Origin of the sequence: Kribbella soli (genome assembly GCF_004331345.1) — a bacterium.
In the GTDB taxonomy this organism is placed as follows: Bacteria; Actinomycetota; Actinomycetes; order Propionibacteriales; family Kribbellaceae; genus Kribbella; species Kribbella soli.
In genome coordinates, this window is sequence record NZ_SJJZ01000003.1 from 1 (window position 1) to 18002 (window position 18002).

Sequence of the window (18002 nt, forward strand, 5' to 3'; positions counted from 1 at the left end):
AATCACCGGCGCCCTCGACCTCGACACGCTCGGAGTCATCGACGCCACCGAGCTCGCACTGAACGACATCGGCAAAGTACAACTCAAAATCGCCGCACCACTGGCCGCCGACCCGTACTCCAGCAACGCCATCACCGGATCCTTCCTGCTCATCGACGCCCACGACGGGTGGACACTCGCAGCCGGAATGATCGACGACGAAGAAGGGGAACTGCTGTGACTGCTCCAGCGCTCGTGATCCTCGCCCACGGCAGCCGCGATCCGCGTTCGGCCGCCACCGTCCACTCGCTCGTGAAGTGCCTGCGCGAGATGCGTGACGACCTGCGGATCGAAGCCTCCTTCCTCGACCACTGCCCGCCGACGCCGTACCAGGTGATCGGCAAGCTCGCCGCCGAAGGCGTCGAGGAGGTCGTCGTCCTGCCGCTGCTGCTGTCGGCCGCGTACCACGCGCGGATCGACGTACCGGCCGTCCTCGACGAGGCGCGCAGCCGGTTCCCGAACCTGCGGATCATCGCGTCCGACGTGCTCGGGTACGACGACACACTGCTCGACGTACTCGACCGCCGGATGCGCGCCGAGCTGAAGGGCGGCCGGGTGCGTGAGCTGGATGCACTGGTGCTCGCGGCGGCCGGTTCGAGCGACTCGCACGCGAACGCGAGCGTCACCCGCCTCGCGCGGCTGTGGGGCCAGCGTCACCGGCTCCCCGTCACCGCCGCGTTCGTCTGCGCCGCCTCGCCGTCACCGGCCGAGGCCGTGCTCCAGTGGCGCCTGGAGGGTCGCCGCCACGTGGCGGTCGGCTCCCTGTTCCTCGCGCCCGGCGTACTCCCCGACCGAGCCGAATCCACCTCCCGCCGCGCCGGCGCGGTCGCGGTCTCGGCCCCCCTCGGCGTGAGCACGGAGGTAGCCCGCCTGGTCCTCCTCCGCTACGGCGTAGCCGGCCTCGACCTCCTCACCCTGGAGCCGGCCCCCCGCCCCGTCATCGCCCGCCCCGAGCTGGTGCGGACGGCCTGAACCTCCACGCAGGCAGAACCCCTACTTTGGACCCTCAAGCGGCCCATTTCCGGGGGTTCTGCCTGCGTGCCCGTCCGCTCAAGACACCTGCCAACGCCTGCGCGACCCACCCCTCGTCGAACACCACGTCCTCCCACGAGAATCGCAGCAGGGTCCAACCGCGCATGGCGAGGTTGACGTAGCGGCGGCAGTCACGGCGCAGTGCCTCGCGGGACGCGTGGTATGCGAACGAGTCAGCCTCCAGGACCAGCCGCAACTCGGGGTGGCCGAGGTCCACACGCGCGAAGAACTCGTCGTCCGCGATCACGAACTGCGGTACGAAACCACAACACCCGGCATCAAGGACGCGACCGCGCAGCACCGACTCGAGAGCGGACGCCGCGCGCGGATCACCCGCCTCGGCCACCCTGATCCCCCGCGCCCGCCCCGGCCCACGAACCGCGACCGCCGCTGCGAGTAGTTCGTCCCGCGTCACGACGCCCTTGCCCAGGGCCGAGTCGGCGACCGCGAGTGCCTCGCAGAACGGGAGGCTCCGCGCGCAGTCCAGGACGGTGCGAAGCGGCGTGGTCGCGCCGTCGAGTTCGGGGACATCGGACCAGTGAAGGGTGCATGCGAGCCGCGTCTCACGCCTTCGCCGGCGGCGCGCGACGGTGACATGGGGTTTGAGCGGCATCGTGACGACGTCCAGCCCAAGGTGCTGCGCTGCGCTCTCGTGTGACAGCACGCCGCCGTACGCTCGGGCGATTGTCAGCGGCGACGGATCGATCGGCAGGGCGTACAGGCCCTTCGCTACCCGCTTGATCCGCGCCTGCGCCAGAGCGATCCGGATCGCACGCGCGGAGACGAGTGCGTGCAGTTGCGCGAACGTCGCGCTCCCACCCGCCTTCTGCAGGACTTCAACCACGTCGGCCACCGACCAAGCGTGGCAGGGATCGCGCCGTCGCCGCGGCCGTCATCCACAGGCGGACCGCCACGCAGGCACAACCCCCGTCTGAGCGGTCCAACAGGCCGTTTCAAGGGGTTCCGCCTGCACGGCCGTCCACGCTCGCGCTAGCGTGATATCTTGATAGCTATGGCGAAGGACGGGACCAAGAACATCTTGCTGCGGCTTGACCCGGTGCTGGCCGAGCGGTTGCAGACTGTGGCGTCGGTGGAGGGGCGTTCGGTGTCCGACGTGGCGCGTGAGGCGATCGCGGCGTTGGTCGATCAGCGCCGGCAGGACGCGCAGTTCAGCCAGTTGCTCGAGCAGAACCTCGTCCGGCACGAGGAGTCGTTGCGCAGGCTGCGTGGAGACGACTGATGCGTTACCTCGGTCGGTACGACGTCCTCGCGATCGCCGCACGCGTGCTGCGGTGCGACTCCGACGACGTCGTCCGCCGATCGAACCTCGACGCGATCGATCGCGTGCTGGACGGCGTCCGGCTGACCGGCGGCCTCGCGGAATCGGCTGGAGTACTGCTCGCGGGTCTGGTCCGGGCGCGGCCGTTCGGCGGAGCCAACAGGGTGGTGGCGGTCGCGGTCGTGCTGCAGTTCGTCACGCTGAACCGGGCCGAGCTGCAACTCGAGCCGGTGGCGGACGTGGATGACCTGCTCGATCGGATCGCATCCGATGACGCCGGGTACCACGAGGCCGCTGCCTTCATTCGGAGCCGGCTCGAGCATCACCCGGTGGCGGCCGAGGACCTGCAGGAACGCCTTCGGGTCGAGCTGGTTCTCGACGAGGAGGCGCTGACCTTCGATCTCGTGCAGGACTGGTGGAGGGGAGATCCCATGTACGAACAGTTCAGCGAGCCGGCCCGCCACGTCATCGTGCTCGCGCAGGAGGAGGCGCGCAGTCTCGACCACGTGTACGTCGGCACCGAGCACCTGCTGCTCGGCCTGATCACCTTGGGCCAGGGCGTCGCGTCGCGCGTGCTCGCCGATCTGGGCATCACGGCTCCGGCGGTGCGGGATCTGGTCGTGGAGATCATCGGCCGCGGCCGGAGCGGTGCGGCTGCCGGGACGATCCCGTTCACGCCGCGCGCGAAGAGCACGTTCGAGTTCGCGTGGGGCGAGGCGCGGGCCCGTGGCGCGGAGCAGGTCGGCCCGGAGCACTTGCTCCTCGGCGTTCTCCATGACGGCGACGGGGTCGGCGGACAGATCGTCACCAAACTCGCCGAGAGCACCGACGAGGTACGCCGGAAGCTCGAGGAGCGGATGAACTGGCGCCGACGCTCGGAGGACCTCGTCGCGGGCATGCTCGCCGAGGATCCCGCCAACACGTGGACGACGTACGGCCGCCGGCATCACCTGCTCGCCGAGCTCAACGCCGTCCTCGAAGAGAACGAGCGCCTGCACGAGCAGGTCGCCGCGCTCCGCGACCTGCTCCGGCGCCACAACATCGACCCGGACAGCTGAGCTCAGGTCGCGGCGAGGCGCTTCTTCTCCGTCTCGACGTCGAAGTCGGCCGCGGGCCACTCCGGGTTCAGCTCCTTGAGCGTCTCCAGGAGGATCGTGGTGACGGCCCAGTTGCGGTACCACTTGCGGTCGCTCGGGATGACGTACCAGGGCGCGTCAGGCGTGTTGCAGCGCTCGATCGCGGCCTGGTACGCCTCCATGTAGTCCGGCCACAGCTTCCGCTCGTCGACGTCGCCCGGGTTGTACTTCCAGTACTTGGTCGGGTCGGAGAGACGCTCCTCGAGGCGGGCCTTCTGCTCGTCGGCGGAGATGTGCAGGTAGCACTTCACGATCGTCACGCCGCTCGCGGTCAGCTCGGCCTCGAACTCGTTGATCTGGTCGTACCGCCGGTTCCACACGTTCGGCGTGACCAGCTCACGGACCCGCGCGATCAGTACATCCTCGTAGTGCGACCGGTCGAAGATCCCGATCATGCCGTGCTCCGGCACCGCCTGCCGGATCCGCCACAGGAACCCGCGGCGCTTCTCGGCCGGCGTCGGCGCCTTGAAAGACGTGATCTTCAGGCCCTGCGGGTCCATCAGCCCCGCACCGTGCCGGATCACCCCGCCCTTGCCGGAGGTGTCCATCCCCTGCAGCACCAGCAGAATGCTCCGCTCGCCACCGGTCCGGCCTTCGGCGAACAGCCGCTCCTGCCAGTCCGAGACCTCGGGGCCGAGGTTCTCCAGCGCGAGCTTGCCGTCGTCCTTGGTCCCGCTGAACCCCGTCGTCGCACGCGTGTCGTACGTCGTCAGGTCCACCTCGCCGGCCGGCACCAGCAGCTGCTCCCGCAGTCCCCCACCGGCTGCCTTCTGGCCCTTCTTCTGCTTCGCCATGAGGTCATCCTGCCTCATCAGCCCGTGACTTCAGCGGCTTTACGCCGTCGTCTGGACCACAAGATCAGCTCGATCACGACGACCGCCACCAGGCAAACCACGACCGCGGCCGCACCCCACAGGATCCCCACGAGCGCAGCCAGACACTCCTCCGCGTCGGGGGCACACCCGGTCTTGTCGTGGTACATCATCCCGATCACCGTGACGACGAGCGACACCACGACGGTGCCGACCAGGTACGCCGCGGCGCGCAGCAACCACCGCCCGCCGCCGAGCCGCGCTCCGGCCACGCGACCACTACGGCCGCCACTGCCGGCACCACCGAGAGCAGCCCGAGCGGGAAGATCCAGTAACTGCTACCGAACCCCGACGTGTCGCGGAACTGCACGAATCCCCCGGCACCCAGCAACCCGAGCGCTACCGCGAACAGCACCAGCGAGACGGTACGTCGCCGTCCTTCGACTCTCATCGATTCAGGGAATCACGCGGCACGAGCCAGTGCGATCAGGCGCGACAGGGCCCGCAGGTACTTCTTCCGGTAGCCGCCCTTCAGCATCTCGGCCGAGAACAGCTGGTCGAGCGGGACGCCGCTCGCGAGCAGCGGCAGGTTGCGGTCGTACATCCGGTCCGCGAGCACCACCATCCGCAACGCCACGTTCTCGTCGGTCAACGGCCGTACGTCGGTGATCGCCACCGTCTCGATCCCGTCGAGCAGGGCGCCGTACTTGCTCGGATGCAGCTCGGCCAGGTGCCGGTGCAGATCGACGAAGTGATCGCACGACGCGTTCGCCCGTACCGCGGCCTCCTGCTCGACCTTCTCGTCGGGCCACGGGTCCGGCGCCACCGGGAGCCCTCGGTGCCGGTAGTCGGGCCCGTCCACCCGCCGTACGTCGAAACGCGCGGCGAGACCCTGGATCTCGCGGAGGAACTCGATCGCCTGGAAGCGGCCCTCGCCGAGCTTGTCGGGCAACGTGTTCGAGGTCGCCGCGAACTCGACGCCGGCCTCGACCAGCTGGCCGAGCAGCCGCGAGATCAGCATCGTGTCGCCGGGATCGTCCAGCTCGAACTCGTCGATACAGATCAGCCGGTACGACGACAGCGCCTCGACCGCCGTCCGCAACCCGAGCGCACCGACCAGGTTGGTGAGCTCGACGAACGTGCAGTACATCTTCGGGCCCGAGGACTCGTGCCACAACGAAGCGAGCAGGTGCGTCTTACCAACGCCGAATCCGCCGTCGAGGTAGATGCCCGGTTTGTCCGGGGACTCGATCCGTCCGCGCCACCGCGACCACAGTGAAGGCGTCGGCCGCGGCTTGGCGAGCTTCTCGGCACGCGCCGACAGCACCGCGAGCGCGTCCGCCTGCGACGGCTCGTCCGGATCTGGGCGGTACGTGCCGAACCGGACATCGGCGAACCGCGGCGGCGGCACGCACTCGGACAACAGCCGATCCGGCGTCACCTCCGGCGTCCGCTCACTCAACCGCACCACCATGCGCCCAACCCTAAGGTCTCGCACCTTGAGCACCCACCAACCATGGACAGCCCCCTGAAATGGTCGATGCGTGCACAAAGTTGGGCTGTGGCCTTGACCACTTTCTTACTTTCAGTTAGGAAGTTGTGAGTGAGGTTCGTGAGGCGAACGACGAGGAGTCTCCGATGGGCGAACAGCACGTGCGGCGGCGGACGGTTCTGAAAGGGGCGGTGGGCGCGCTCGGCCTCGGGCCGGCGCTGGCCGCCTGCGGCGGGAGTGACAGCGGGGGTGGCACCACGAGCGGCGGGAAGGCCGTGGTCCGGATGTGGTCCTGGTACAACGACCAGGAGGACCAGTTCCCGAAGCTGATCAGCGCGTTCGAGGCCGCGCACAGCAACATCAAGATCGAGAACCGGATCTTCGGCACCCCGGACCAGTACCTGCCCGCGTTGCAGGCCGCGGTCGCGGGTGGCGACGTACCGGAGATCTTCGCGCCGCACACGCGGGCGCTGACCTACGGCACCGGCGGGGTGTCGGCCGACCTGAGGCAGGAGCTCGGCGACGACTTCCTGAAGGACTTCTTCGACTCGGCCAACCAGGAGTACACGCTGGACGGCAAGCAGTACGCCGTCGGCTGGATGGCGCAGACGTTCGGGCTGTTCTACAACCCGGACATGCTCAAGGCAGCCGGCGTCGCGGAGGACGGCATCGAGACCTGGGACGACCTGATCGCGGCGGCCGCGAAGATCAAGGCGACCGGCAAGTTCCCGGTGGCGCTCAGCTGCAACCCGACCACGAGCTCGCTGGACTTCTTCCTGCCGCTGATCACGCAGGTCGCCGACGACCCGACGTACTACCTGAAACTCGACCAGCTCAAGGACGGCGCGACGTACGAGGACCCGAAGGTGGTCCAGGCGATCGAGCTGCAGCAGAAGATCGTCAAGGCCGGCGTGTTCCAGCCCGGGACGACCGGCACCAGCGGCGACCAGGCGCCGCAGATCTTCTACACCGGGAAGTCCGCGATGCTGTTCAACGGCAGCTGGACGCCGCAGGGCCTGACCAAGGACGCGACGCCGGCGTTCAACAAGTTGTACAAGGTGATGAAGACGCCGGCGATCGCGCCCGGCAAGCGGCACTGGACGGCGAACCAGGCCGGCGCCGGGTGGGCGCTGTCGGCGACCAGCAAGAACAAGGACGCCGCGTTGGAGTTCCTGAAGTTCATGTACTCGGCCGACCAGTACTCCCCCACCATGAACGGCTCGAACTCGATGCCGGCCACGAAGAGCGCGGCGGCCCGGATCGAGCTGCCGATCATGAAGCAGATGACGTCGTGGCTGCTCGACGGCGACGGCTGCCCGCACATCCCGTTCGGTCCCGGCTCGGTGGCGGCCGGCGATCCGCTCGCGAAGATCTTCGACGGCAGCGGCGAGCCGGCGGCGGTCGCGAAGGCGATGCAGCAGGCGGTGCAGAACGCCAAGGGCGGCTGATCGGATGGCGTCAGCCCAATTCTTCGGGACGCCGCTGAGAAAATCGCAACGAGTCGCAGGCTATCTCTTCGTTCTTCCCACGTTCGTCCTGTTCCTGGGTTTCGTACTCTGGCCGATCCTCTACACGGCGTACCTGAGCCTGACCTCGTGGGGCGGGTTCGGGGCGCCGCGGTTCGTGAACTTCGACAACTACAGCCGGATGCTGCACGATCCGGTGGCGCGCCGGGCGCTGGTCGTCACGCTGGTGCTGACCGGCGTGACGACGGCGATCCTGACGTTCCTCGGCCTCGTCACGGCGGTGCTGGTGAACGTGATCTGGCCGAAGGTCGGTGTCGTCGTCCGCACCATCCTGTTCATCCCCGGGATCGTCTCGTTCGTCGTGTCGGCGGTGCTCTGGAAGCTGATCTACGACCCGAACATCGGCACGCTCAATCGGTTGCTCGGGGCAATCGGCCTGGACAGCCTGCAGCACCCGTGGCTGGCCGACCACAAGACCGTGCTGCCGGCGATCGTCGTGGTGACGGTCTGGGGCGGGCTCGGGTTCAACATGCTGATCTACTTCGCCGGTCTGCAGGGCATCGATCCCAACCTGTACGAAGCCGCGGCCATGGACGGGGCCAACACGGTCCAGCAGTTCCGCCACATCACCGTCCCGAGTCTGCGGATCGTGACCGGCCTGATCGTCAGCCTCGGGTTGCTCAACGGGTTCAAGGCGTTCGACGTGATCTTCGTGATGACCGGCGGCGGGCCGAACCACGCCAGCGAAGTCCTCGGCACGTATCTCTACTCGCTGGCCTTCGGTACGACGTCCGGCTCGATTCCGCAACTGGGGTACGCCAGCGCGTTCAGTGTCGTGACGATGGTGCTCTGCACGCTCGCGGTGATCGCGCAGCTCTGGCTGACCCGGAGGGCGGACCGATGAGGAAGAGCCTGCTCGGTAAGTCGTTCGCAACGTTCGTGCTGCTGCCGTTCTGCCTGGTGATGGCGTTCCCGTTCGTGTGGATGCTGCTCACGTCGCTGCGCGAGCAGAACACGATCTTCAACGGGCCGATCATTCCGCGGAAGTTCACCGGTTCGGCGTACCGGGAGGCCTGGACGTCGATCGAGTTCCCGCTGCATTTCTGGAACAGCGTGTGGATCACGTCGGTGACGGTGGTCGGCGTGCTGGTGTTCGCAACACTCAGCGGGTACGCGTTCGCGAAGCTCGACTTCCCGTTCCGCAACACGCTGTTCGTGCTGCTGCTGACGACGCTGATGATGCCGTCGACGGCGCTGATCATCCCGCTGTACCTCGAGCTCAAGTCGTTCGGGCTGCTCGACAGCCAGGCCGGTCTGCTGGTGCTCTACATCTCCGGATCGGCGCCGTTCGCGATGTTCCTGATGCGGGCGTTCTTCCAGACGTTGCCGGACGAGCTGATCGAGGCCGCGCGGGTGGACGGCGGCAGTGAGCTGACGATCTTCCGGCGGGTGATCCTGCCGCTCACCCGGCCTGGGATCGCGACCGTGGTGATCTTCCAGTTCCTGTCCACCTGGAACGAGTTCCTGATCGCCAACACGGTCCTGCGGAACACCGACTCGCTGCCGCTGCAGCCGGTGCTGTTCACGCTGATGGGCCAGTACTCCACGAACTGGCCGGCGCTCACCGCCGGCCTCACGTTGTCCGTCGTACCGGTCGTGATCGTCTACGTCCGGATGCAGCGGCAGTTCGTCGCCGGGATGATGCTCGGCGCCGTCAAGAACTGAGCGCGGTCAAACACTGAGAGAGGTGCTATGCCGATCAAGAACGTCGTGGTCAACTGCACGGACGTGCAGCGCTCCGTCGAGTTCTACACCAGGTTTCTCGAGCTCGGCGTGGTCGGAGAGCCGACACCGGAACGCGCCGTACTCGACGCGGTGACCGCGACGGTCGAATTACGGGCCGTCAGCAACGACCGGGGACAGAGCACATGGTCGCCCGACGATCTGCAGAAAGGGTTCCGGCACATCGGGTTCAAGGTGGACCGGATCGACGAACGGGCCGGTGTCGTCAAGGACGCCGGCGTCGAGTTCAAACTCGACCCGCTCGACGCCGAGGGCAACGTCCGGATCTGCTTCTTCTACGACCCGGACGGCACACTGCTCGAGATGATCCAGGGCGACCTGGAGTACGCCGAGGTCCTGGACGCCGCCGGCGTCGCCAGAGAGCGCTCTCTGGGCGTTCCCGAGCGGCCGCGGTTCGACCACGTCGCTGTCACGATCGAGGACCGCGGCGCCACCGCAGCCCACTACCACGAGCACCACGGCTTCGACTTCATCGGAACCATCGAGCAGCCGCACGACAGCCGCGGCTTCCACATCGGCTACCTCAAGGGCGGCGACACGGTGCTCGAGGTCTTCACGTACGACGTCCCCAAGACGTCGCGGGACCCGCAACTCGACGTCGCGGGGTTCGCGTACGCCGAACTCGCGGGCGACCCGCCGGACCTGCCGGTCGCGATCTCGCCGGACGGGACGAAGGTCTACGTCGACCCCGACGGGTTCCCGTACACCATAAGCACCGACGCCGTAGGCTCCGGCGCATGACAGAAGACATGAAGGGCAACTGGCTCCGCCCGCTTGGTTCGACCGGTCTGACCGTCTCCGCCGCCTGTGCCGGCGGCAGCGGGATCGCCGGCATGCCCGCCGTCTTCGGGTACGACGTCACGCCCCAGGAAGCCGTCGACCTGGTACTGCGCGTGTTCGACAGCCCGCTCACCTGGATCGACACCTCGAACGGGTACGGCGACGGCTCCAGCGAGACCCGGATCGGCCAGGCGATCCGCGAGTACGGCGGACTGCCCGAAGGGTTCCTGGTCGCGACGAAGGTCGACGCGAAGGACGGCGACTACTCCGGCGCACGGGTCCGGGCGAGCGTCGCCGAGAGCAAGGAGCGGCTCGGGCTGGACGAGCTGCCGCTGGTCCACCTGCACGACCCCGAGGCGCATGACTTCGAGTCGATGCGCGACGCCGTCGACACGCTGATGCAACTGCGCGCGGACGGGGAGATCGGGCACGTCGGCCTGGCCGGCGGCGACACTCGCGAGCTCTCCCGGTACCTGGATCTCGGTGGGTTCGAAGTACTGCTCGTGCACAACCGCTGGAGCCTGGTCGACCACTCGGCCGACGGCATCTTCCAGCGAGCTCGTGCGGAGGGCATCGCGGTGGTGAACGCCGCGGTCTATGGTGGCGGGATCCTCGCGAATCCGGCCGGCGTCACCAAGTACGCCTACCGCGAGGCGCCGGCTGCGGTCCTGGAGGCCGTGGCGGAGATGGACAAGGCGTGCCGCGAGTACGGCACCGACCTCGCGACGGCCGCACTCCGGCACTCGATCGACGACCCCGGCATCACCGGCACGGTCGTCGGCATCACCAAGCCGGCCCGCGTCGACGCGCTGCTCGCCGCCCGGGATGCGGACCTGCCCGAGGAGCTGCTTAACCGGTTAGGTAGCCTGCTGCCGGACAAGCAGTACTGGGTGGAGAAGGAGACGACGTGACGAACGGCTTCCCGAGCGGGTTCACCTGGGGCGCGGCGACCGCGTCGTACCAGGTCGAGGGTGCGGTCTCCGCGGACGGACGTGGCCCGAGCATCTGGGACACGTTCGCCCACACTCCGGGCCGGATCGCGGACGGCACCACCGGCGATGTGGCCGACGAGCACTACGTCCGGTTCGCCGACGACGTCCGGCTGCTGGCGGACCTGGGGCTGAACGCGTACCGGTTCTCGATCGCGTGGCCGCGGATCGTGCCAACCGGCTCGGGTACGGCGAACCAGGCCGGGCTCGACTTCTACCGGCGGCTCGCCGAGACGTGCCTGGAGAACGGCGTCACGCCGTACGCGACCCTGTATCACTGGGACCTGCCGCAGCCGCTCGAGGACGCCGGCGGCTGGCTGGTGCGCGACACGGCCGAGCGTTTCCGCGACTACGCCGCCGTCACCCACGACGCGCTGTCGGACGTGGTCAAGCACTGGATGACGCTGAACGAGCCGTGGTGCTCGGCGTTCCTCGGGTACGGCAACGGTGAGCACGCGCCGGGCCGGACCGAAGGCGCCGACGCGTTGAAGGCGGTGCACCACCTGCTGCTCGGGCACGGTCTGGCGCTGGACGCGATCCGCTCCGAGGGCGGGACGTACGGCATCGCGCTCAACCCGGCGCCGATCCACGCCGCCTCCGACTCCCCCGCCGACCGCGACGCCGCGCGCCGGATCGACGGCCTGCGGAACCGTCTCTTCCTGGAGCCGTTGCTGTCCGGGCAGTACCCGGCGGACGTCCTGGAAGACACCGGGATGTCGGAGTGGTTCGCGGCGCAGGAGGCCGACCTGCCGCTGATCGGGGCGCCGCTCGACTTCATCGGCGTCAACTACTACTGCCCGACCACGGTGGCGGCGCCGGACGGGCCGATCTCATCGCTGGTCGCCTCGACCCAACCGGGCAGCGAGAACGTCGTTGCCGTCGACACCGGTCTCCCGCAGACCCAGATGGGCTGGCCGATCCAGGCAACCGGCCTGCGCGACCTCCTGGTCACGATCAACAAGCTCGCGCCCGAGCTGCCGTTGTACGTGACGGAGAACGGTTCGGCGTACCCCGACGAGGTCACCGCGGACGGGACGGTCGAGGACGACGAGCGACTCGACTACCTCCAGCAGCACGTCGCCGTCTGCCGGGACCTGGCCGCCGAGGGCTTCCCGCTGAAGGGGTACTTCGCCTGGTCGCTGCTCGACAACTTCGAGTGGTCCTGGGGCTACAGCCGCCGCTTCGGCATCGTGTACGTCGACTACGCGACGCAGGCGCGCATCGTGAAGAAGAGCGGCCGCTGGCTGCAGAACTTCCTCACGAGCGCGCGTTCTGGTGCGGAGTGAGCTGACTGTGCAGGACGAGTGAGGCGGCCCCCAGCGCCGCCGCGCTCGGGCCGAGTTTGGAGAGCTCCACGCGGGTCGGGTGCATCGCCCGGACGAACGACAGCCGGTTGAGCTCCGTCGACGCGACCCGGACGTAGATGTCGCCGGCCTCGCTGAAGCCGGGGCCGGCCAGGATGATCTGGTCCAGGTCCAGCAGGTTGGTGATCGAGAGCAGCGCCTTCGCCAGGTACGTCGCGGACTCCTCGATCAGCCCCACGCAGCGCGTATCACCGCCGGCGGCGAGGCGCGCGATCTTCGCGAAGTCCGCGCGTACGGACGTCTGACGGCCGCGCAGACCGAGCTTGTCGGCCAGTGTCGTGTCCTGTTCGGCACGCGCGACGACCGCCGCCGGAGCGGCCAGGCTCTCCAGGCACCCCTGCCCGCCGCACCAGCACATCGGCCCGTTCACGTCGAGCACCATGTGGCCGATCTCGCCGACGTTCGACGACGAGCCGCGGTAGACATCGCCGTTCGTCACCAGGCCGAGCCCGAAACCGGCCGCTAGGTACACCGTCGCGAAGTCGTTCGCTGACGGGATCTTCCCGGCCCAGAACTCGCCGATCGCCGCACAGGTCGAGTCGTTCTCCACCACGATCGGGTGGTCGATCGCCGCCTTCAGCGTGTCCCGCACCGCGAACGGCTCCCACGCGTACTTCTCCGAGTCCGTCCGCAGCAGCCGTGTCCCGCCCCGGCCCTGCCGGCCGGCCAGCGCGACGCCGACCCCGACCAGCGTGGACGGCTCGATCTCCGCCTTCACGATCAGGTCCTCGAGCTCGGCCGTGATCCGCTGCACCGCGGTCGCCGGCGCGTCCTTCCCGATCCCCCGCGACGACAGTTGCTCGATCACCCGGCCGCTCATGTCGGTGACGACGTACGTCGTACTCGGGGTGTCGACCGCGATACCGACCGCGTGCCGGGCGCGCGGGTTGAACTGCAGCAGCGTGGCGCGTTTCCCGCCGGTCGGGTCGCCGTACCCGGTCTCGATGATCAGGCCGTCGGCGAGCAGCCGTTTGACCACCCGGGAGATCGACGCGCCGGTCAGGCCGGAGCGCTCGGCGAGGTCGACGCGGGTCACCGTCCCGCTGGAACGGATCAGGTCGAGGATCGCGCTGTGCGTCTCCTGCGCGGTCGCACCTCTCAGCATCTTGGCCACGTCACCCTCCCTCGGAGCGCACTTTAGTACACAACGTAAGGAAGCGGCAGAGGTTGACCTCAATCATTGTTGAGGTCCTAGCGTGAGCGGCGTGAAAGCCATCAGATTGCACGCATTCGGCCCGGCGGAGAACCTGGTCTACGAGGAGGTGCCGGACCCCGCTCCTGACAGCGGCATGGTGCTGGTCGAGGTCGAGGCCGCCGGCGTCCACCTCGTCGACACGATGATCCGCGCGGGCACCACCGGCGGCGGCCCGATCCCCGTCCCGGAGCTGCCGACGATCCCGGGGCGCGAGGTCGCGGGCCGGGTCAGCGCGGCCGGACCGGACGTCGACCCGACGTGGATCGGCAAGCGGGTCGTGGTCCATCTGGGCATGGTGCCAGGCGGGTACGCCGAACGCGCGGTGGCCAAGGTCGAGTCGCTGTACGAACTTCCCGACCACGTCGACGCCGCCCAGGCAGTCGCCGCGATCGGCACCGGCCGTACGACGGCCGGCATCCTGCGACAGGCGCATCTCACCGCGGACGACGTCGTACTGATCACGTCTGCCGCCGGCGGGATCGGCAGCTACCTGATCCAGGCGGCACGCAACGCCGGCGCGATCGCCATCGGTCTGGCCGGCGGCCCCGCCAAGGTCGAAACGGTCCGCTCGCTCGGTGCGCAGTACGCGATCGACTATCGGGACCCCGACTGGACGGCTCGGTTGAAGGCCGAGTTGGGCGACCGTGAAATCACCTTGCTCTTCGACGGCGTCGGCGGGCCCAACGGTCAGCAAGCCTTCGACCTCCTCGGTGTCGGCGGCCGGGCGCTCATGTTCGGCTGGTCGGGCGGTGGCCCCATCGAATTCACCCACGAGGACCTGATGAGCCGCGGCCTGACCGCCGGGTGGGCGATCGGTGCCAAACTCGCCCGCCACCTCCGGGACCTGGAAGCAGCCGCCCTCGAGGAAACTATCTCCGGCCGCTGGACGGCACTCACCACCACGTTCCCGCTGTCCGAGGCAGCCACCGCGCATCGAGCACTCGAAGAACGCGCAACCACCGGAAAGGTCGTCCTCATCCCCTGAGGCGGCTTGGGGAGGATTTCCTACCCGATTCGGCACAGAATCCTCCCCAACCCCCTCAGTCACCCACAAGCTGCAGTTCGGTGCACGCGTCCGTCGCGCAACGCTCGGCGAGACGTCGTACGGCGGACAGCACCTCACGTTCCGCACTCGTGACAGTGCCCGCGAGTTCCTGGTCCAGCTCCGCGACGAACTGCGGCATCTCCACCGCCGTCAGCACCAGGTCGCCGTACGGATCCACCCGCCCCAACAGGGGCAACGAACTCCGGGCGCAGACCCGCACGAACACCTCGTCCGGATCAGGTACGACGTCGAGCTGAGTCAACCGCCGCCGCCTCGAACTCGTCCCCTGCTGACTCACCTCGTTCAGCACCACATCAACACCCATGGCGACTCACCTTAGGCGTATCAGGTGTTGCGGGGGGCGTACATGATGACCAGGACCCCGAGGAGGCAGATCGTGGCGCCTAGGAGGTCGTAGCGGTCGGGTTTGAAGTGGTCTACGAGCATGCCCCAGGTCAGGGAGCCGGCTACGAAGATTCCGCCGTACGCGGCCAGGATGCGGCCGAAGTGGGGGTCGGGCTGGAAGGTGGCGACGAAGCCGTAGGCGCCGAGGGCAACTATTCCGCCGGCGATCCACAGCAGACCGCGGTGTTCGCGCCACCCTTGCCAGATCAGCCATGCTCCCCCGATCTCGGCAACAGCCGCCAGTACGAAGAGTACGACGGACTTCAGTACGGTCACTGAGCGATCTCCGAGAAGGGCAGGGGGCAGTCGGGGTTGCCGGTGCACGTCTCGAGGTCCTGGCAGCCGGCGGCTATGCCGGCGCGGAGGGTCTCGGCGATGACGGTCAGGTCGGCGAGTTTCGCTTCCACGTCGGCCAGCTTCTCGCGGGCGCGCGTCTGCAGTCCTGCTCCCCCGCCGCGCGCGTGCCGATGCCTGGCGGTGTCGAGCAGCTCGGAGATCTCGGCCAGCGTGAACCCAAGCCGCTGCGCCGCCTTGATCACCCGCAGCGTCGTGACGGCCTCCGCGGGATACAGGCGGTGGCCGCCGAGAGTGCGGTCCGGTTCGTCGATCAGCCCGCGCCGTTCGTAGTACCGCAGAGTCTGCAGGTTGACCCCGGCCGCGGCCGCAACCTCGCTCGATCTCATCGCGGTAGGCGTTCGGACAGACCATCGAGTACGGCGGTCTGCGTCGGCGGGACCGCGATGCGAAGAGTCGTACCGGTCAGGGTGAAGGTGAAGAAGGAGCAGCACTCGTTCTCGCGAGCGGTCAGATCCTCGACCGTCGTACGGGCGTCTGCGTCGAGCGTCAGGTCGAGCGTCTGCCGGTCCACGCGGACGGCGCCCCGCAGGTAGGTGCTGAACAGGTCGTCGAACTCGGCCACACGGAACGGCCGCTCCGCAGTGGGCAAGGTGCAGGCTTCCGGAGCCCAGATTTCGTCCATGGTTCGACGGTAAACCTGTACCGACGTACCGGATGCAACTACCTGATACCCAGCCGACGGTGATGGCGATGGCTATCACCGTCCTTCGCACGAGGACGAGCGAGCCACCCCACGATCAGAAGTCGGCCTCAGCCGTCACCTTGTCGTACTTCCCCTTGAGGTTCACGTCCCCGGCCACGCCGTTCAAGCACTCGATCGCCTGCGATTGTCCCGGTTCCAGCTCGTTCGACACGCAACTCATGTTGCCGACGACCGTCGTGGCCTTCAGAAACTTGATGGTGAAGATCGCCGTGCTGGTCTTCTTCGACGTATTCGTCACCGTGCCGGTGACCTTGGCACCGAGGTACTGCTGGTAGGCGAGCTTCCAGCCGGCGTCCAGGCGGTGCTTGCCGATGGTGAACGGTTTGCCCACGGCAACCGCCACTGGATCAGTGCGATTCTTCGCTGCGGTCTTCGTTGCCCCAGGCTCCGAACCGGAGTCGGTTGCGGTGCACCCCATCAGAACGAACGGGACGACCGCCAGCCCCACGATGTACTTCTTCATAATGCCTCTCTCACTTCATTGTGCTGCCGAGGTGCAGCACACCGTGCGGGATGGCTCTTGCCCGCCCTGCACGATGCTCCATAACCCGACCTTGGTTGCGCCCCAGCTCGGAGCCTCAAAACGCCCCCTGTATCGACCTGCTGAAAACAGGACCCCGGGGAACTTGGCGTCTGGTAGTCCGGGATTGGCAGGTCGATGCCGCGAACCTCAGAAGACCCAGCCTTTCGACTCGAGCTCGGCCCGCGAGATGGTGTCGATCCGCTCCTTGTCCTCGCGCGACTCCACATTCGTCCAGGTCGCACGGAAGCTGTACATGTCGGCGTCGAACACGGTGATCTTGGTCGAGGCCCAGCACTTGCCGCCGTCCCATCGACCCCGGATGCCACGAGCAGCCCCAACCACCCGACCACCGCCATCGCTGACAGTGACATCAGTCGAGCTGCTCAGATCACGACACATGGACTCGTCACGCAGGCCGGACCAATAGGATCGGTAATCCACTACATGCGTTCCCTCGCCGCGAAGGAAATGCACGCCGACCAACGCGAGCAGCGTCAGAAGGACGCTGACAATCACGAACCACGTGATGGTGCGTCGTGCGGTACCTTCCGCGCTCGTCGTCTTCGGCTGCGACGCACGTAGCTGAGCCATCGTCAGACATCCCCCGTGAGTGAACGGCGCTCTTGGCGGCCACCGCACATTTACTCTGACGCTTGATGCAAGCAACCGGCAGAGGCCGGGTACCTACCAGAATCGGGACTTTGGTCCTGCTGCTCGAGTCTCGGATCTCCGGTGAACATGCTCGACAGGGCCCCACGATCGACGATCAGATTACTTGCTAGCAGCAACCATATTCGGCGAGGCTAGGGCTGATCGGTCCAGGTGAGAACGTAGGCGACCGCGCCGAAGCGGATGTGGTCGCCGGGGCGAACCCGGACCGGCGTGGTGATCCGCAGGCCGTTGACCTCGGTGCCGTTCATCGAGCCGAGGTCGCGGACCATCCACCCGTCGTCGACGTACCGGAGCTCGGCGTGGAACCGGGACACCGACACGTCGGCCATTCGGAGGGTCGCACCCGGACCGCGTCCGATCCGGACGGTCGGTGAGCCCGGCGCCGGCAGTGCAAGACCGGTCGGCGGTGCAGCCGGAGTGCTCCGCTTGACCGCGAGCCCGGGCAAGCTGCCCAGACGTACAAAGAACGGGTCGAACCGCGCCAGGAAGCCACCCGCCGCCCCTGCGGTCCGGCCGCGTTGCCCGGCCGGCTGCTCCGCCGGCCTAGCGCCTGGCAGGGCTGCGGTTGTCCGACTGGCAGGTCGGGTCACCTGCAGCCGCGGAAGCTTGGACCGGACATCGCGCATCCAGCGGGTACGGCGGGATTCCTCCCGCGGCAGGTCGCGGAGTACGTCGGCCAGTTCGGCGCGGCTCTGGGCGCGGAGGACGAAGTTCATCCGGCGGATGAAGGTGTCGTGGGACAGGCGGCCCGTGCCGGCGCCGTCGCGGAGGATCGCCAGCGCACGGTCGCGTTCGGCGTCCGAGGGACGCCCCCACTCCACCGCCGAGGTCATGCGCGCATTGTCCGTGCGGCGGCGGTTCACTGTCCACCACGAGACTGTGACAGTACGTTCCTGGTGACTGTCCGCGC

Annotated in this window: 23 protein-coding genes; 11 read left to right on the plus strand and 12 right to left on the minus strand. The window is 68.0% G+C overall.

What is annotated here, in order from left to right; all coding sequences use genetic code 11:
- The coding region (locus E0H45_RS22930) for an elongation factor 1-alpha C-terminal domain-related protein (RefSeq protein ID WP_420323344.1) at positions 1-220 on the plus strand (220 nt) is incomplete at its 5' end.
- Positions 217-1011 carry a sirohydrochlorin chelatase gene (locus tag E0H45_RS22935; RefSeq protein WP_131340739.1) on the plus strand — a complete coding sequence of 265 codons (795 nt, stop codon included), beginning with the start codon at positions 217-219 and terminating at the stop codon, positions 1009-1011. The genes E0H45_RS22930 and E0H45_RS22935, both read left to right, overlap by 4 nt.
- A 34-nt stretch (positions 1012-1045) precedes the next feature.
- Here E0H45_RS22935 and E0H45_RS22940 read toward each other — a convergent pair whose 3' ends face one another.
- Positions 1046-1924, minus strand: a complete 879-nt coding sequence (locus tag E0H45_RS22940) for a DUF559 domain-containing protein (RefSeq protein ID WP_131340741.1) — start codon at positions 1922-1924, stop codon at positions 1046-1048.
- A gap of 159 nt (positions 1925-2083) precedes the next feature.
- On the opposite strand from E0H45_RS22940, the gene E0H45_RS22945 reads away from it, so the two are divergent.
- On the plus strand, positions 2084-2311 hold the full coding sequence (locus E0H45_RS22945) for a ribbon-helix-helix domain-containing protein (RefSeq protein ID WP_131340743.1): 228 nt from the start codon (positions 2084-2086) through the stop codon (positions 2309-2311).
- Positions 2311-3408 (plus strand): Clp protease N-terminal domain-containing protein, encoded by a 1098-nt coding sequence (locus E0H45_RS22950; RefSeq protein ID WP_131340745.1) that lies wholly within the window; start codon positions 2311-2313, stop codon positions 3406-3408. Before E0H45_RS22945 ends, E0H45_RS22950 begins: the two co-directional genes overlap by 1 nt.
- Before the next feature lie 2 nt (positions 3409-3410).
- On the opposite strand, the gene E0H45_RS22955 is transcribed toward E0H45_RS22950, so the two are convergent.
- From E0H45_RS22955 to zapE, 3 genes are all read right to left on the minus strand, one after another.
- On the minus strand, positions 3411-4280 hold the full coding sequence (locus E0H45_RS22955; RefSeq protein ID WP_131340747.1) for a PPK2 family polyphosphate kinase: 870 nt from the start codon (positions 4278-4280) through the stop codon (positions 3411-3413).
- Positions 4281-4297: 17 nt separating this feature from the next.
- The gene (locus E0H45_RS22960) at positions 4298-4570 is read right to left on the minus strand and encodes a hypothetical protein (protein ID WP_165546570.1); all 273 of its coding nucleotides are present in this window, start codon (positions 4568-4570) and stop codon (positions 4298-4300) included.
- A gap of 191 nt (positions 4571-4761) precedes the next feature.
- Positions 4762-5772, minus strand: a complete 1011-nt coding sequence (zapE, locus tag E0H45_RS22970; RefSeq protein ID WP_131340752.1) for a cell division protein ZapE — start codon at positions 5770-5772, stop codon at positions 4762-4764.
- A 164-nt stretch (positions 5773-5936) separates the two neighbouring features.
- On the opposite strand from zapE, the gene E0H45_RS22975 reads away from it, so the two are divergent.
- Genes E0H45_RS22975 through E0H45_RS23000 form a run of 6 tightly spaced genes read left to right on the plus strand, consistent with a single transcriptional unit; the run spans position 5937 to position 12114 of the window.
- Positions 5937-7238 carry an ABC transporter substrate-binding protein gene (locus E0H45_RS22975; RefSeq protein ID WP_131340754.1) on the plus strand — a complete coding sequence of 434 codons (1302 nt, stop codon included), beginning with the start codon at positions 5937-5939 and terminating at the stop codon, positions 7236-7238.
- A 4-nt stretch (positions 7239-7242) separates the two neighbouring features.
- Positions 7243-8160, plus strand: a complete 918-nt coding sequence (locus E0H45_RS22980; protein ID WP_131340756.1) for a carbohydrate ABC transporter permease — start codon at positions 7243-7245, stop codon at positions 8158-8160.
- Positions 8157-8981, plus strand: a complete 825-nt coding sequence (locus E0H45_RS22985; RefSeq protein WP_131340758.1) for a carbohydrate ABC transporter permease — start codon at positions 8157-8159, stop codon at positions 8979-8981. The genes E0H45_RS22980 and E0H45_RS22985 overlap by 4 nt, the downstream gene beginning before the upstream one ends.
- A gap of 27 nt (positions 8982-9008) precedes the next feature.
- Complete coding sequence (locus E0H45_RS22990; RefSeq protein WP_131340760.1) at positions 9009-9800, plus strand: VOC family protein; 792 nt, start codon at positions 9009-9011, stop codon at positions 9798-9800.
- On the plus strand, positions 9797-10750 hold the full coding sequence (locus E0H45_RS22995; RefSeq protein WP_202872491.1) for an aldo/keto reductase: 954 nt from the start codon (positions 9797-9799) through the stop codon (positions 10748-10750). The genes E0H45_RS22990 and E0H45_RS22995 overlap by 4 nt, the downstream gene beginning before the upstream one ends.
- Positions 10747-12114 (plus strand): GH1 family beta-glucosidase, encoded by a 1368-nt coding sequence (locus tag E0H45_RS23000; protein ID WP_131340762.1) that lies wholly within the window; start codon positions 10747-10749, stop codon positions 12112-12114. The genes E0H45_RS22995 and E0H45_RS23000 overlap by 4 nt, the downstream gene beginning before the upstream one ends.
- Here E0H45_RS23000 and E0H45_RS23005 read toward each other — a convergent pair.
- Positions 12086-13297: an ROK family transcriptional regulator gene (locus E0H45_RS23005; protein ID WP_131343701.1), complete on the minus strand. Its 1212-nt coding sequence runs from the start codon at positions 13295-13297 to the stop codon at positions 12086-12088. The two genes, E0H45_RS23000 and E0H45_RS23005, sit on opposite strands and share 29 nt — an antisense overlap.
- Positions 13298-13397: 100 nt before the next feature.
- Between E0H45_RS23005 and E0H45_RS23010 the strand changes: the two genes are divergently transcribed.
- On the plus strand, positions 13398-14372 hold the full coding sequence (locus tag E0H45_RS23010; protein WP_131340764.1) for a zinc-binding dehydrogenase: 975 nt from the start codon (positions 13398-13400) through the stop codon (positions 14370-14372).
- Between the two features lie 55 nt (positions 14373-14427).
- Here E0H45_RS23010 and E0H45_RS23015 read toward each other — a convergent pair whose 3' ends face one another.
- The 7 genes from E0H45_RS23015 to E0H45_RS43335 form a co-directional block, all read right to left on the minus strand.
- Positions 14428-14757, minus strand: coding sequence for a hypothetical protein (locus E0H45_RS23015; RefSeq protein ID WP_131340766.1), 330 nt, complete (start codon positions 14755-14757; stop codon positions 14428-14430).
- 20 nt (positions 14758-14777) lie between these two features.
- Positions 14778-15113 (minus strand): YnfA family protein, encoded by a 336-nt coding sequence (locus E0H45_RS23020; protein WP_131340768.1) that lies wholly within the window; start codon positions 15111-15113, stop codon positions 14778-14780.
- Entirely contained in the window at positions 15110-15520 is a 411-nt protein-coding gene (locus E0H45_RS23025; RefSeq protein WP_131340770.1) for a MerR family transcriptional regulator, read from the minus strand. The genes E0H45_RS23020 and E0H45_RS23025 overlap by 4 nt, the downstream gene beginning before the upstream one ends.
- Positions 15517-15816 (minus strand): hypothetical protein, encoded by a 300-nt coding sequence (locus E0H45_RS23030; protein ID WP_131340772.1) that lies wholly within the window; start codon positions 15814-15816, stop codon positions 15517-15519. The genes E0H45_RS23025 and E0H45_RS23030 overlap by 4 nt, the downstream gene beginning before the upstream one ends.
- Positions 15817-15931: 115 nt before the next feature.
- Entirely contained in the window at positions 15932-16360 is a 429-nt protein-coding gene (locus E0H45_RS23035) for an FxLYD domain-containing protein (RefSeq protein WP_131340774.1), read from the minus strand.
- A gap of 207 nt (positions 16361-16567) precedes the next feature.
- A complete protein-coding gene (locus E0H45_RS23040) occupies positions 16568-17011 on the minus strand; it encodes a hypothetical protein (protein ID WP_131340776.1) in 444 nt (147 codons plus the stop codon).
- A gap of 212 nt (positions 17012-17223) precedes the next feature.
- A complete protein-coding gene (locus tag E0H45_RS43335; RefSeq protein ID WP_238155195.1) occupies positions 17224-17925 on the minus strand; it encodes a DUF1707 and FHA domain-containing protein in 702 nt (233 codons plus the stop codon).
- Between the last annotated feature and the right edge of the window lie 77 nt (positions 17926-18002).